Here is a 13,759-nt window from a genome sequence, read left to right as displayed (position 1 = left end):
GGGGGGATTGTGTGCTTCGGGAAGCAGCTATCGGTGCTTATCAAATAGGCTTAATTTTATTATTAGCGCCTTTACTCACAGGAATAATCAAGAAGACGAAGGCTTTTTTTCAAACACGTAAGGGGCCCACTATTTTTCAACCCTATTTTGATCTTTATAAGTATCTACAAAAAGAGTCCGTGGTATCTGAGCATACCTCATGGATTTTCCGGGTAACTCCTCTAATTTACCTTTCTTCGATGTTAGTGGTAGCTGCTATAGTACCTGTTGTTGTAACTCAGAGTTTATTAGCCTTCACCGGAGATCTTATTCTTGTTGTTTACCTTTTTGCTCTGGCACGGTTTTTCTTGGCTCTAGCAGGCGTAGATGCCGGAAGCGCTTTTGGCGGAATGGGCAGTAGTAGGGAGATGGCCGTAGCTGCGATTGCAGAGCCAGCTTTTATGTTACCGCTCTTTACTATGGCGGTTGCTGCGGGAACATCAAACCTTACAGGAATTGTACAAAGTGTCGTCAATGGAGGAGAGGGTGTCTTAACGGTCGCTCATCTAATGTCTTTTGTGGCCTTATTTGTGGTTGCTGTTGCAGAAACTGGACGAATTCCCGTCGATAATCCGGATACTCATTTGGAGTTAACCATGCTTCATGAAGGAATGCTGTTGGAATATTCAGGAACGAATTTGGCGTTGCTATCCTACAGCGTTTCGATTAAACAGTTCTTGATTTTCACATTGCTGGTCAATATCTTTTTCCCTTGGGGAATAGTCCTCGTCTCGGCGGGTATCGGGGCGTTGATTTTAGGGACTTTAATGTTCATTTTAAAATTATTAGTCATAGGAATGGTAATGGCGGTTGTTGAAACTTCTTTCGCTAAAGCTAGGTTATTTAAGGTGCCTGATTTGCTCCTAGCTTCTCTACTAATCGGCTTGTTAGGACTCGTTTCTAAGTTTGTGTTCAGGGGGTAATTTAAGATGGAGATGCAAAATTATCAGGGTTTTGTGAATTTCTTAATCACCTTACTCTTAGTTACAACATTTTTAATCATTTTAGCCCGCCGTCTCAATTCAGTCATTGTGGCCGTCATTATTCAAGGCCTCCTACTTGTAGCCTTAAGTGCCACGTTGGGTTGGACGACTGGGATTCATGAAATGTATATCGCCGCAGTATTAACGTTGGTGGTGAAAGTTGTGATAATTCCTGTTGTGCTCATCAAGGCTGTCAACATAGTAGCGATTAAGAGGGAGGTTGAATCCTTTTTGAATATGAAGATGACCTTACTCTTTGCCGTTTGTCTGGTTTTTATATCTTATTTAGCGACTGGACAAGTGATTGGGAAAGGGTCTGGACTCCTCCACGGGGCGTTGCCTGTGGCTGTTTCCTTGATGTTGATTGGTTTATTCCTGATGATTAATCTGAGATTTCCTATTATGCAAATTGTAGGATTATTTGTTATGGAAAATGGAATCTTTTTAGCGGGGATCGGTACGACGATTGGCATGCCTTTAGTGATTGAGTTAGGAATATTTATGGATATTATGGTAGGGGTTTTAATCATGGGTGTGTTAGTGTTCCGAATTAATCAGAGCTTTGACATCATTGATCGAAAAAATCTAAGGAATTTACGGGGTTGATTTTATGCCATTGATTTTAATTGCTCTACCCTTAGTTATGGCCTTGTTATGCCTGATGGTCACGGATAGAAGACTATTAGGGGCTATAAGTATTGTGGGCTTGGCAACGATCGTCTTCACGACTGTGCTCATAGCCCGACAAGTATTTGCGGGTTCTAATGTGGTTTGGGGTCAGTTTATCTTCATTGATGCTTTAAGTTCGTTAATTCTTTGTCTTGTGGCCATCATTGGGTTGATGGTTGCTTTATATTCTTTAGGTTATCTGGCCCATGATATTCGAGAAGGGGAGTTGTTGGAGAGGCGCTTGAAATATTATTATTTTTCGGTGTATATCTTTGTTTTTACCATGTTTCTCGTGCTAGTCTCTGCGAACTTGGGGATTATGTGGGTAGCTGTAGAGGGGACGACGCTGGCCACTGCTTTGCTGGTTGGTTTTTACAATAAACGAAATTCTTTGGAGGCCGCGTGGAAATATATCATCATCTGCACGGTGGGAATTATCTTTGCTTTGTTCGGAACTATCCTTTTGCATTATGCGGCAGTTTCGGTGACCGGCGAAAGCGGTTCTTTAGATTGGCAGACCCTGAGACGGGCTGCTCAACAACTGGATCCCAAGTTACTTAAACTTGCTTTCATTTTTGTTTTAGTGGGTTATGGGACGAAGGCGGGTTTAGCTCCGATGCATACATGGTTGCCTGATGCTCATAGCCAAGCTCCTTCTCCAATTAGTGCAATGCTTTCAGGAGTCTTGTTGAATTGTGCCTTTTATAGTATTATCCGTTTTCACTTGATTGTTTCAGAAGCCCTCGGGCCACAGTTTTCGTCCAATTTAATCTTAATTTTTGGAGTCCTGTCAATCGCAGTTGCTTTACCTTTTATTCTTGTTCAGCACGACATAAAAAGATTGCTCGCTTATTCAAGTGTTGAGCATATGGGGATTATTGCCGCTGCAGTGGGCTTGGGCAGTAAATTAGCCCTGTATGGTGCCTTCCTTCACATGATTAATCATGCCTTAACTAAATCTTCGCTCTTTTTCATAGTGGGTAATGTTTGTCAACATTATCGGACCAAACGGATTATTAGAATTAAAGGGTTAGTTAAAACTATGCCCATAACGGGTCCGGCTTTGGTGATTGGGGGCTTAGCTATCGCTGGATCCCCTCCCTTTAGTATCTTCATGAGCGAGTTTATTATTCTTAGTTCAGGTTTTGCCCAAGGGAGGTATGTGGTTTCGAGTTTAATTCTTATCTTAATAACCTTAATATTTACGGGAATTATTTACGCTACGAGTAATATGGCTCTTGGGACTCCACCGAACCGAGTTAAGGTGGGCGAGCGTGGGCAAGGGAAATTTGCCATAGTACTTGTTTTGATTTCACTGGTGCCCGTCGTTATTTTAGGAGTCTATATCCCGGTATTTATTCAGAATGTTCTCCATCAAGTAACTGCCGTTTTTGTAGGAGGAAACTAGTAATGATGAGGCAAGAAAGGGTTATTGAGCTTATTTCTAATTTCTTTGAGGAAAGGGTCATCATCGCTAAGGCCTATGTAGATGAACTTCATCTGGAAATCAATAAAAACGAAATTCTTAGTCTGGCTGTAAAATTACGTGATTGGGGGTTCCCTTTAATCCAACTTACAGCTACGGATGAACGTAGTATCCAAGGCCAGTTTCGCTTGTTTTATACATTTGCTAATGACGAGGAAAAGTTTCTGATTGTAGTGCGTGTCTGTGTAGCAGAAGTTGAACCGTCATTTCCTTCCATAATGAATGAAGTCCCGGCGGCACATTGGTATGAACGCGAGATAAGGGATCTATTTGGCTTGGATCCTATCGGGCACCTCGACAAACGGCGTTTGGCGGTACATGAGGATTGGCCGGAGGGGTTGTATCCGCTGCGCAAGGATTCTAATTTAGACATTGAGGTTCCCAGGACAAATGGTCAGTTTTCGTACGATAGAGTTGAGGGAGAAGGGGTTATCCAAGTTCCTGTTGGACCCATTCATGCAGGAATTATTGAACCAGGGCATTTCCGATTTAGTGCAGTGGGTGATACTGTCTTAAATTTGGAGGCTAGATTCTTCTACACTCATAGGGGAATAGAGAAACTAGCTGAAGGAAAAACTCCCTTAGCAGTCTTACCGATCGTTGAACGAATCTGCGGGGCTTGTTCATTTTCTCATACTACAGCTTATTGTCAGGCCCTTGAGAAACTCTCCGGAACTGAGATTTCCACACGAGTCAAGGATATCAGAACCGTTGTTTTGGAACTTGAACGCTTATATAACCACGTCGGAGATGTCGGAAACATATGCGCTGGTATTGGTTTCGCGTTCGGTACAATGCATGGAGCACGACTGCGAGAAGGGTTAATGCAGCTCAACGAAATAGTTTTTGGGAGTCGTTTCTTGAGGGGGATTAATACCCCTGGCGGGGTAAGACGGGACATTTCAATACAAAACATCAACCTTATTTTAGTAACCTTAGAGAAATTAGAGCAAGAATTTAAAGAATTGGTAGAAATAATGTTTGATACAAATTCCTATATGGATAGAGTTCAGACTACCGGTATACTGTGGAATCGGACTGCCAGAGACTTGCACGCAGTCGGACCTGTAGCAAGGGCTGCGGGCGTCGATCGGGATGTGCGGAGGGACCACCCTTATGCAGCTTATGACCGCGTTTCATTCAAGGTGCCAGTTTATGAGCAAGGGGACGTTTTAGCTAGGGTTAAAGTACGTGTTGCTGAAACGTATGAATCCATCAACATCATTCGACAGATCCTGCTCTCTATGCCGACGGGAGAATTAACTCAACAATTAGGTAGGGAAATGATTCCCTACAATTATGCGGTGGGAATGACGGAGTCCCCTCGAGGAGAAAATGTACATTTTATCATGATCGGTAAGGATAAAACTATTTATCGCTATATGGTTCGTTCAGCCTCTTATGTGAATTGGCCGATCATTCCTTTGATTGTGTCCGAAGATATTATTCCTGATTTTCCTTTAATTAACAAGAGTTTTGAGCTATGTTATTCTTGCCTTGATAGATAGGGAGTTTGAGTCGATCTTGTTTTTATACTAAGGAGGACCATGATGTTGAGGATTTTTAGTAAAAGCTTAAAGACAGGTATCGTTACGACGGACTATCCTAAAAATCCGACTGTTCCGGCGTCTGGTTTTCAAGGACTACCGGAGTGGCAGGAGCAAAGTTGCGATCTTTGTGGCCAGTGTTCGGACGTATGTCCAACCAAGGCCATAAAATTGCGGAATAGCAAGAGTGAATCTTTTTGGACAGTGGACCCTAAGAAATGCATTTTTTGTGGTTATTGTGTTGATGTTTGTAAGCAGCATTCCTTGGTTCAAGGTGTGGAATATGAATTAGCTGAATTAGCTGAAAGCGTTGTTCGAGCTCCTCATGTTCAGGCCTTTAAACATTCAGTTCACATACGCCACCTCGATTCAGGGTCCTGTAATGCCTGTGACTGGGAAATGACGACTCTAACCGGCCCTGTTTATGATATACAACGTCTGGGCTTTGATTTTGTGGCTTCTCCTCGTCATGCCGATTTGCTGATGGTGACTGGGCCAGTAACCAGAAACTTAGAAATTGCCGTGCATAAGACCTTTGCAGCTACCCCCGCACCGAAACTTGTCTTAGCTGTCGGCACCTGTGCTTGCAGTGGTGGTATTTGCGGTAAAAGCTATGCTAGTTCCGGTGGAGTTAATAATATTATTCCGGTAGATGTCTTTATACCAGGTTGTCCACCGCGGCCACAAGCCTTAATTCAAGGCTTACTCAAAGCAGTTGGCAGAGCTTGAAACAAACTTTCTCTCGTCAATTAAAAATAATCCCTGGAGCCTGCTGAAATTAGGCTTCCAGGGATTATTTTATCTTAAAAGTATTGTAACAAATTCGTGCGAAACAGTGAACCTGTCCCAGTGTTTTCCCTACACACTTGAAAAAGTGTGTTAAAAGGACCGTCCCCATGACACGCTTACGACACCCCCTTGTTTCAGAATTTAATATCTAGCTCTTTAATCTTGCGATAGAGCGTATTGCGTCCGATTCCTAAGATTTTAGCGGCTGGTGCGATTTTTCCTTTGGTTTGGGTTAGTGCATAGAGGATCGTCTGTTTGGTTTGTTGATTTAGTAAGGTTTCGGTAGCGGGTTCGGATTTTGAAACGGTCTGCTTAAATTCATCCGGCAAGTCTGCTACGGTTAGAATCGAGCTATCTGCTAAAGCAACCATGCTCTCAATACAGTTCTCTAGCTCCCGGACATTGCCAGGCCAGGTGTGCGCTAATAAATGGGAATATACATCTTCTTGAATCCCCAAGATTGGACCGCCAAACGATTCGCAGGCTTTACGGATGAAATGGGGAACTAAATCTCTGATGTCTTCAGATCGTTCACGCAATGGAGGTAATTCTATGGTGACGACTTTCAGACGATAAAATAAATCTAAGCGGAAACGTTCTGTCTCAACCAGCTCGCAGAGGTCTTTGTGCGATGCGGTAATGACCCTTACATTAATTTTTATAGTTTTTGTATCCCCGATTCGGGTAACTTCCTTTTCTTGGAGTACTCGAAGGAGTGCCGCTTGTACATTCAAGGGCATATCTCCAATTTCGTCAAGGAAAATAGTCCCCTTGTCCGCTAATTCAAATTTCCCGGGTTTCCCGCCTCGGCGTGCTCCAGTGAAGGCACCCTCAACATAGCCGAATAACTCGCTTTCAATCAGTGTAGAAGATAGTGAAGCACAGTTCAAAGCAACAAATGGCCCTTCGCAACGTGGACTAAGCTGATGAATTGTCCGAGCAATTATTTCCTTACCTGTCCCGCTTTCTCCGTGAATGAGTACGGAAGAATGGGTTGAGGCAACTTTCGAGGCTCGTGCCAGAGTGCGCTGCGAGAGCTGGCTATTTCCTACCCATAAGGTATTGGATGGAGATTCCTGAGCGAGCTGAAGCGTTCCAACGGCACCTAATGGTTGGCCAGCTTCGTTGACCACACGATTTAAGCGAGAGGAAATGTCTTGCCCGGCGTGATCTTTTAAACGGAGATCCAGAGAATGTCCACTTAACATCCATCCTTTGGGCGTACTGAAGATGTCTACGGCGAGTTGTCCGATGATATCTTCTTGTCTACGCCCAAGCAGTGCAGCGCCGAGAGCATTGATGTTAGTAATAATGCCGGCGTGATTAATGGACAGAAATCCTTGTTGTAAAAGTGAGGAAGCTAGCTTGGCTCCTTCTTGGTAAAATTTAAGCTCATTCTCTAGCTCAAAAAGTCGCAAGTTTTTCTCAATCATACTTGCGCCCATCGTCGCGATGGTTAAGATCTTTTGTCGATCAAGACTGGCTTCCCCACTGATATCTAAAACTCCTAGGGGCGCACCCTTGCTGTTTTGAATCGGGGCAGCCCAGCAGGCTAAGAAATGGTTATCGTGTACAAAGTGCTCCCAACCGAAGACGGAGATGGGGGCATTATCACGGAGAGCAGTTCCGATGGCGTTGGTTCCTCGAATTTCTTCACTCCAACTGGCGCCAGGACTTAAATTCACCTTTTGGGCTTTACTCATAAAGGGCGCGTCACCAATAGCTTCCATAATATAGCCATCGTTATCCCCCAACAAAACGGTGTAATTCGTGCTTCCAAGCAAACTAAAAATGTAAGGCAAAACAGTTTCGCCCGCACGGATTAGAGAATTTTGAGCCTCTCGGCGTTCATTAAGGCGTGGAATAGACAGAATGTCCTGATTAGAAATTAGCGAATGGTCTACTTGAAACTCTACGCTTCTCTGCCAAGAACGAAAGATGGAAGGAGTGACTTCGGATTCAACGCTCTCGCCATTTATAAAACGATTCCAATGGTTCCCCATATCGCACCCATTCCTTTCTAGGCATAGATTTTCTTTATCCTTATGATTGTCAGAATACCATATTTATATAAATCAAACAACAGGTTAGTTGGAAGTAGACTTGCAAAAACTGTTCCATATTGGAGCGTAAGTATCGGCAAAACTGATCGAAAACGGAACAACTAGTAATTTTGGGTAGTCTTACAACCTTATATCTAGTTTTTTTTGGATAAAATTTAGTGTTAAATAGTTTGTGTTAAATAGATTGTTTTAGTTAGTTTAAGTTAGATTAAGTTTGGTTTAATTGGAATAAGTATATTCTAAAACTTTAATTGCAAGATTAATTCTTAAAATTTGGTTTAATTTTGAAGTTTGAAACATTTGGTATGATAATTGCTATATAATAATGAGTAAGACCGCTTTGGGGTTAGTTTTTAAGTTTAATTACTGAAGGAAATGTTTAGCGGAGAAAAAGAAACGAGGAGGAAGATTCATGGGTGGGTATGCTGGTAAAATTCTGCGCATTAATTTAACAGAGGGGAATGTTAGTACTGAGCCTTTAAACATGGAACTTGCGAAGAAATATTTGAGTGGGCGTGGGCTTGCTGGGAAAATGTGTTTTGATGAAGTCGCAGCAGATGTAGATGCTCTTTCTCCCGAAAATAAAATCTTTATTTCTACGGGAGCACTCACAGGAACAAACGCTCCAACGTCTGGCCGGTATATGGTTGTGACAAAATCCCCGCTCAATGGAGTTGCTGCCTCTTCGAACTCAGGGGGATATTGGGGAGCTCAGCTTAAGTTTGCTGGTTATGATATGGTAATCTTGGAAGGCAAAGCAGCTAAACCTGTGTATATTGCCATTAACGACGACAAAGTGGAAATTAAAGATGCAGCTAATCTCTGGGGTAAAGATGTTTATGCGACAACAGAGGCTGTATTGCAGGAATTTGGGGATGAAAAAGCGAAAGTCTTAACCATTGGCCCCGCAGGTGAAAATCTTTCTCTGGTGGCATCGATCATGAATGACAAATTCCGTGCGGCTGGACGAAGTGGCGTGGGTGCTGTCATGGGATCAAAGAATCTTAAGGCGATTGTTGTTCGTGGAACAGGAAAGGTCGAAAATGCGAATCCGGATGAAATAAAAAAAGTCTTAAGCGCGGCTTTGGGAAAACTCAAGGAAAATGGTGTAACTGGCCAAGGACTTGGAACCTACGGTACAGCTGTACTTGTTAACATTGTTAATGAAAGCGGAATATTTCCGGTAAATAACTTCCAAGACGCATATGATCCTGATGCGGATAAAATTAGCGGAGAAACCATGACTGCAAACCACCTGATCAAAAAAGATGCTTGCTATCGCTGTCCGATTGCTTGTGGTCGCTATAGTAAATGGGAAGGCGGCGAAGGCGCTGGACCTGAGTATGAGGCAGCATGGGCCTTTGGTGCTGACTGTGGAGTCCATGATTTTGATGCAGTTCATGCCGCCAATGATTTATGTAATAAATATGGGCTGGACTCGATTTCAGCTGGCTGCACCATTGCCACAGCTATGGAACTGGCACAACGCGGATATATTAAGCCAGAAGAGCTTGAGGGGACACCACTGGAGTTCGGAAATGGCAAAGGAATGGTAGAATGGGTGCGTAAAATGGCTTATGCTGAAGGCCTTGGAGCTAAATTGGCACAGGGTTCTTATCGCTTGGCAGAAAGCTATGGCGTCCCAGAGTTGTCCATGTCGGTTAAGAAACTTGATCTTCCAGCCTATGACCCTCGTGGTATCCAAGGTCATGGTCTTCAATATGCGACTAGTAACCGTGGCGGTTGTCACGTTCGTGGGTATATGGTTTCTCCGGAAATCATCGGCCTTCCAGAAAAACTGGATAAGGATTCCCTTGAGGGAAAAACAACGTGGGTTAAGATCTTCCAAGATTTGACGGCTGTCATCGACTCCCTTGGATTGTGCTTGTTCACTTCTTTCGCCCTTGGCCTATCTGATTACACTGAGCTCGTAAACGCTGTGACCGGTTCCGATTATACGGACGCTGAACTATTGGCTTGTGGAGATCGGATTTGGAACGTTGAACGTTTACAAAACTTAAGAGTCGGAATGACCATGGCTGATGACACACTGCCAAAACGTTTATTAGAGGATGGAATTCCATCAGGTCCTTCAAAAGGAAGTGTGCACAGATTACCGGAGCTTCTACCTGCGTACTATGTTGAACGTGGATGGGATGTAGCTGGCGTACCAACAGCTGAAACCCTTAAAAACCTAGGAATTTAGGACATCTTGACAATTATCTCCCCATTTTAATGGGGAGATAATTGTCAACATACATTCACCAAATATGGTATAATATTCATATAGGGTTCTTTGGAAACCTCAGTAGTTGTGTTGGGGCACGCCAACGATGGATAGGTTTAACGAGATGTTCACTCGTTGCCTAGAATCTTGAAGCTCTCCATTTTAATGGAGCGTAGTTCACGATAGTATATCCTATAGCAAACTTGGTAAAATATCATAGAGTTTTTTAGGGGGACCTTTTTGGGGTCCCCCCTTCGAAGTACTTGGGCATATAGGTAGCCATCGAATCATTGAAAGGAGAGACAGAAGTGCGTGTAACCATTAAATTATTCGCGTCGTTTCGGGATGGCCGGTTTAAGGTTGAAGAGATGGATCTTCCTGAAGGAACTTGTGTTCTTGATATCATTCAACCGCTGAACATTAAACCTGAGGAATTAGCCATATGTCTTCTAAATGGGAAGGATGCTAAGGAAAACACTGTGTTGAAGGATGGAGATACCCTGGCACTCTTCCCACCAGTAGGAGGGGGTTAAATGAAATTCGAGGGTCGTTATGGGCGGAATAAGAAAACCTTGTCTGATGAGGACCAGCTCAAGCTTGCTGCCTCGTCTGTGGCAATTGTGGGTTGTGGAGGACTTGGCGGGTACATTGCTGAAGAGTTCGCACGAATCGGGGTCGGACGATTAATCATTATCGATGGTGATCGCCTAGAGGTTAGCAATCTTAACCGCCAGATTATGGCTACAGAACTCAATCTAGGACAGTGGAAAGTGGAAGCCGCTCAGGAGAGACTGCGAAGTGTGAATTCTGAGGTGCGAGTCGACGTCGTAAAAGGTTGGTTTGAAGAAGATAGGGGTGCTGAATTACTTCGGGAAGTCGATCTCGTCTGCGATGCCCTTGATTCGTTGCCAGCACGGGTTGGCTTGGAACGAGTCTGTCATCAAATAGAGTTACCACTGGTTTTTGCCAGCATCGCAGGTTGGTTTGGTCAACTGGGAGTTAGCTTGCCCGGAGATCATAGCGTTGCGAGGCTATATGGACGCGCCGATAAAGGTGTCGAGAGTGCGTGGGGTAATCCTGCTTTTACGCCAGCTGTCTTGGCAAGCCTAAGTGTGGCAGAAGGGGTAAAGTTACTGGTCGGACGCCAGCCCTCCTTGCGCCATGCTTGGTTACAGGTTGATTTACTGACAATGGAATTTGAACGATTTGAAATACAGTACAACAATTGATCAGGAAAGGTGTAATGAACCATGGGTAGCAGTAGCGAATTGTTTAAAGTCAAAACGTTGGCTGAAGCAATTGAAATCATAAAGCCCTATGTACTCGCCTATTATCAGCGCGTAGAAACCATTCCTTTGGCTGATTCGCTGGGACGAATTCTCACCCAAGCTGTTCCTGCCACCTGCGCATTACCTCATTTTCGCAAGTCCACGATGGATGGAATGGCCGTTCGGGCGGCAGATACGTTTGGAGCGAGTGAAAGTATGCCAGCGTTGCTTCAATGTCATGGGGAAGTACGGATGGGTGAAGCTCCGAAGGAACCCTTGGGGCAGGGTACCGGAATACTAATGCCTACAGGTGGGATGCTGCCTGAGGGTGCGGATGCGGTCGTGATGATTGAACATCTCGAACATTTTGGCGAACAACTCTATGGGGTTACTAAGGCCGTTGCCCCAGGAGAAAATCTGATCGATATTGGGGAAGACTTGATCGAAGGAGAGGTCATCCTTCAGAAATTTACTCGAATTAGGGCGCAGGAAATGGGACTCCTTGCATCCCAAGGAATACTTCAAGTACCAGTGTTGCCCCGCTTCCGGGTAGGAATTTTATCAACAGGGGATGAAATTATTTCTCCGGAACAAGAACCAAAACCTGGACAGTCAAGGGATATTAATGGCTATACACTGCTTGGACAGGCACTGGCGGGAGGTGCCGAAGCTCGTTATTATGGTATTGTGCACGATGATCTCGAAGCACTTCGTTCTGTATTAACTCAAATGTTAGAGGAAAATGATATTGTCTTACTTTCGGGCGGAAGCTCTGTAGGAGCACGGGATCTGTCCGCTCAGCTGATTGGTGAACTAGGAAAGCCGGGACTACTATTTCATGGTTTAGCTCTTCGACCAGGCAAGCCTACAATTGGAGGGGTCGTGGATGGCAAACTGATCTTTGGGCTGCCGGGACATCCCGCTTCAGCAATGATTGTTTTTGAAGCATTAATTCGTCCATGGCTAGATGGGTCTGTCTTATACCCCAAATCTGTTCCCTTGCCAAAGGGAACATTAACTCAAAATTTATATTCTGGAAGTGGTCGAGAAGAGTTTGTTCGTGTTCAGCTCATACCTGACGGAGACGAATGGAAGGTAGAACCGATTCGAGGAAAGTCCGGTCTCATTCGAACGATGGTCTTGGCTGATGGGTTAGTGCATATTCGCATAAATACTGAAGGTATTGAAGCAGGTAAAGAAGTGGCTTTCCGGCTTTGGCGTTAATTATAGAATTATAGAATGGTATGAGGAGGTCAAGTAAACTGTGGAACGGCAAATATATCTTGAAAACAAGGCTTGGCAAGAGGGACTGGCTTTGATGATGGAAAAGCTAGCTGAGCGCTGTGTTCCGAAGAATGAGTTTGTAGATGTACGTTCAGCACTCCATAGAATCACCGGTTCGATTGTCAGGGCCAGACGAAGTTCACCCCATTTTGCAGCATCGGCCATGGATGGCTATGCCATTCGAGCCAAGGATACTCACGGAATCTCGGAGCGGGAGCCGCGGTGGCTAGAACTTGGAAACCAAGCCATTCAAGTCGATACAGGAGATCCTGTTCCTGAGGGAATGGATGCCGTAGTCATGTTGGAAGACGTTTTGGAATTGGGGGAGCGAGGGATCTTAATTCAAGCTCCCGTTGTTCCCTGGAATCATGTGCGACCAGTAGGAGAGGACATTGTGGAAGGGGAAGTACTTCTCCCCATTCATCATCGCATTCGCCCCCAAGATCAGGGAGCCTTGCTCGCTGCCGGGATTCTCGACGTCGAAGTTCGCTGTAAGCCGCGAGTGGGGATTTTGCCTACGGGAGATGAAATCTGCCCACCTGAGGCGGTCCTTCAAGTGGGAGAGATAGTCGATAGTAACTCCACCGTCCTTGCTTCCTTAGTCGAAGAATGGGGTGGGTCGGCTACGATTTGGCCGATAACACCGGATCAACCTGAAAAATTGGAAAATGCTATTCTTGAAATGGCAGCGTCTCAAGATATTCTGGTCATCATCGCTGGATCCTCCCAAGGACGAGATGATTATACCTCCCATATGGTACAAAAGCATGGGACACTGTATTTACACGGCGTAGCCATCAAGCCAGGCAAACCGGTGGTCTTAGGAGAGATTCAAGGAAAGCCAACCTTTGGCATACCGGGTTACCCGGTGTCAACTTACTTGACTGCGCATTTGTTCCTAGAGCCTTGGGTTTATCACTTGCAGGGTTTATCAAAAGGCCTGCCCGCGAGACTGGATGCTGTGATCAGCAAGAAAGTTTTTTCCTCATTAGGCAGTGAAGAGTTTGTGCGTGTTAAGGTAGGGAAGGTTGGAGAACGTTGGGTTGCTGCCCCTCTGAGTCGGGGTGCAGGAGTGACCATGAGTTTAGTCAGAGCGGACGGAATGATCCGGGTTCCCCGCTTACAGGAAGGGTTTCATGAGGGAGAAACCGTACCCGTTGATCTCTTGCGCCCTGTTTCGGAGCTAGAAGAAACTCTCGTGTGTATTGGGTCCCATGATCTGACCCTCGATGTTTTGAGTAGTCATATGAAGTCTAGGGACGGGCGCGGAGCACTTGCCTCAGCTCACGTGGGGAGTTTAGCCGGAATTCTATCCCTGCGCAAAGGAGAAGCCCATTTTGCGGGGATTCATTTGCTCGATCCCGAAACGGGAGAGTACAATCGTTCGTATTTGCAGCGTTTCTT

General features: G+C 44.8%; 11 protein-coding genes. 10 read left to right on the top strand and 1 reads right to left on the bottom strand.

Annotated features, from left to right (window positions below; all coding sequences use genetic code 11):
* The first annotated feature begins 11 nt into the window (after positions 1-11).
* From JL57_RS08010 to nuoB, 5 genes are read left to right on the top strand one after another with little or no spacing between them, the layout of a single operon-like run.
* Positions 12-962, top strand: coding sequence for a respiratory chain complex I subunit 1 family protein (locus JL57_RS08010; RefSeq protein WP_034141538.1), 951 nt, complete (start codon positions 12-14; stop codon positions 960-962).
* A 6-nt stretch (positions 963-968) separates the two neighbouring features.
* Positions 969-1,628, top strand: coding sequence for a hydrogenase (locus JL57_RS08005; protein WP_034141537.1), 660 nt, complete (start codon positions 969-971; stop codon positions 1,626-1,628).
* 4 nt (positions 1,629-1,632) lie between these two features.
* Positions 1,633-3,099: a hydrogenase 4 subunit F gene (locus JL57_RS08000; protein WP_034141536.1), complete on the top strand. Its 1,467-nt coding sequence runs from the start codon at positions 1,633-1,635 to the stop codon at positions 3,097-3,099.
* Positions 3,100-3,101: 2 nt separating this feature from the next.
* Positions 3,102-4,685, top strand: coding sequence for an NADH-quinone oxidoreductase subunit C (locus tag JL57_RS07995; RefSeq protein WP_034141535.1), 1,584 nt, complete (start codon positions 3,102-3,104; stop codon positions 4,683-4,685).
* 42 nt (positions 4,686-4,727) lie between these two features.
* Positions 4,728-5,453, top strand: a complete 726-nt coding sequence (gene nuoB / locus JL57_RS07990; RefSeq protein WP_034141534.1) for an NADH-quinone oxidoreductase subunit NuoB — start codon at positions 4,728-4,730, stop codon at positions 5,451-5,453.
* Between the two features lie 194 nt (positions 5,454-5,647).
* On the opposite strand, the gene JL57_RS07985 is transcribed toward nuoB, so the two are convergent.
* Positions 5,648-7,516 (bottom strand): sigma-54-dependent Fis family transcriptional regulator, encoded by a 1,869-nt coding sequence (locus JL57_RS07985; RefSeq protein WP_034141533.1) that lies wholly within the window; start codon positions 7,514-7,516, stop codon positions 5,648-5,650.
* Between the two features lie 472 nt (positions 7,517-7,988).
* Here JL57_RS07985 and JL57_RS07980 point away from each other — a divergent pair, with 472 nt between their 5' ends.
* The 5 genes from JL57_RS07980 to JL57_RS07960 all read left to right on the top strand — a co-directional run.
* On the top strand, positions 7,989-9,782 hold the full coding sequence (locus JL57_RS07980; RefSeq protein WP_034141532.1) for an aldehyde ferredoxin oxidoreductase family protein: 1,794 nt from the start codon (positions 7,989-7,991) through the stop codon (positions 9,780-9,782).
* 329 nt (positions 9,783-10,111) lie between these two features.
* A complete protein-coding gene (locus JL57_RS07975; protein WP_034141531.1) occupies positions 10,112-10,336 on the top strand; it encodes a MoaD/ThiS family protein in 225 nt (74 codons plus the stop codon).
* The gene (locus tag JL57_RS07970) at positions 10,337-11,032 is read left to right on the top strand and encodes a HesA/MoeB/ThiF family protein (RefSeq protein WP_034141530.1); all 696 of its coding nucleotides are present in this window, start codon (positions 10,337-10,339) and stop codon (positions 11,030-11,032) included.
* Between the two features lie 21 nt (positions 11,033-11,053).
* Positions 11,054-12,295 (top strand): gephyrin-like molybdotransferase Glp, encoded by a 1,242-nt coding sequence (gene glp, locus JL57_RS07965; RefSeq protein WP_034141529.1) that lies wholly within the window; start codon positions 11,054-11,056, stop codon positions 12,293-12,295.
* 40 nt (positions 12,296-12,335) lie between these two features.
* Positions 12,336-13,759 (top strand): molybdopterin-binding protein (locus tag JL57_RS07960; protein ID WP_034141528.1); only part of this gene is annotated, 1,424 nt, incomplete at its 3' end.

It is taken from the genome of Desulfosporosinus sp. BICA1-9 (assembly GCF_000802135.1).
This window is presented reverse-complemented; position numbering and strand designations above follow the sequence as displayed.

What these genes read in the sequence shown, in the direction of transcription:
- nuoB (WP_034141534.1), top strand. Translation starts at nt 4,728, where the DNA reads ATGTTGAGGATTTTTAGTAAAAGCTTAAAGACAGGTATCGTTACGACG.
- JL57_RS07995 (WP_034141535.1), top strand. Translation starts at nt 3,102, where the DNA reads ATGATGAGGCAAGAAAGGGTTATTGAGCTTATTTCTAATTTCTTTGAG.
- JL57_RS08000 (WP_034141536.1), top strand. Translation starts at nt 1,633, where the DNA reads ATGCCATTGATTTTAATTGCTCTACCCTTAGTTATGGCCTTGTTATGC.
- JL57_RS07985 (WP_034141533.1), bottom strand. Translation starts at nt 7,516, where the DNA reads ATGGGGAACCATTGGAATCGTTTTATAAATGGCGAGAGCGTTGAATCC.
- JL57_RS07980 (WP_034141532.1), top strand. Translation starts at nt 7,989, where the DNA reads ATGGGTGGGTATGCTGGTAAAATTCTGCGCATTAATTTAACAGAGGGG.
- JL57_RS08005 (WP_034141537.1), top strand. Translation starts at nt 969, where the DNA reads ATGGAGATGCAAAATTATCAGGGTTTTGTGAATTTCTTAATCACCTTA.
- JL57_RS07970 (WP_034141530.1), top strand. Translation starts at nt 10,337, where the DNA reads ATGAAATTCGAGGGTCGTTATGGGCGGAATAAGAAAACCTTGTCTGAT.
- glp (WP_034141529.1), top strand. Translation starts at nt 11,054, where the DNA reads ATGGGTAGCAGTAGCGAATTGTTTAAAGTCAAAACGTTGGCTGAAGCA.